Consider the following 540-nt stretch of genomic DNA (forward strand, 5'->3'; position numbering starts at 1 on the left):
TAACGCACCCTACAGAAGTGCACATGTTGATGTGCTTACCAACTGGCGGAAACGGTGAGACTCGAACTCACGGGACCTTTCAGCCCTACTGTCTTCCAGACAGCTGCAATGGCCGCTCTGCCACGTTTCCAAATTTCAAAATACTGGTGCGCATGGAGGGACTCGAACCCTCAAACCTTACGGTACTGGTTTTTGAAACCAGCGTGTATACCATTCCACCACACGCGCATTCATCATTTGCTTCAACCTGCTTTGGGGTGACCACCCGGAATCGAACCGGGATAAGCGGAATCACAATCCACGACTTTCACCGTTAAGTTATGGTCACCCCAAAGCAGGCTGATTTTTCTTTCATCGTCATTCATTCTCTAGTCTCAATTACCGCCAAAAGACAAATTCAGGGTGTAGAGAACGCCGTGTAAAACGACGTCCTCTACAGAACGATGCAACGCTCTAACTGGTCGGAGTGCGAGGATTTGAACCTCGGACCTTCTGCTCCCAAAGCAGTTGCGCTACCAGGCTGCGCCACACTCCGAAAAA

The 540-nt window shown here is 50.2% G+C and carries 4 tRNA genes; all 4 read right to left on the minus strand.

Going from position 1 to position 540, the window contains the following annotated elements:
- Window positions 1-43 precede the first annotated feature (43 nt).
- The 4 genes from AC07OI_RS29825 to AC07OI_RS29840 all read right to left on the minus strand — a co-directional run bounded on the left by AC07OI_RS29825 (window position 44) and on the right by AC07OI_RS29840 (window position 535).
- A tRNA-Ser gene (locus AC07OI_RS29825) sits at window positions 44-130 on the minus strand.
- 14 nt (window positions 131-144) lie between these two features.
- Window positions 145-228: transfer RNA gene (locus AC07OI_RS29830), tRNA-Leu, on the minus strand.
- Window positions 229-253: 25 nt separating this feature from the next.
- Window positions 254-328, minus strand: a tRNA-His gene (locus tag AC07OI_RS29835).
- Between the two features lie 130 nt (window positions 329-458).
- Window positions 459-535: transfer RNA gene (locus tag AC07OI_RS29840), tRNA-Pro, on the minus strand.
- Window positions 536-540: the final 5 nt, after the last annotated feature.

The organism is Undibacterium sp. GW821-FHT07F11, from assembly GCF_059418665.1.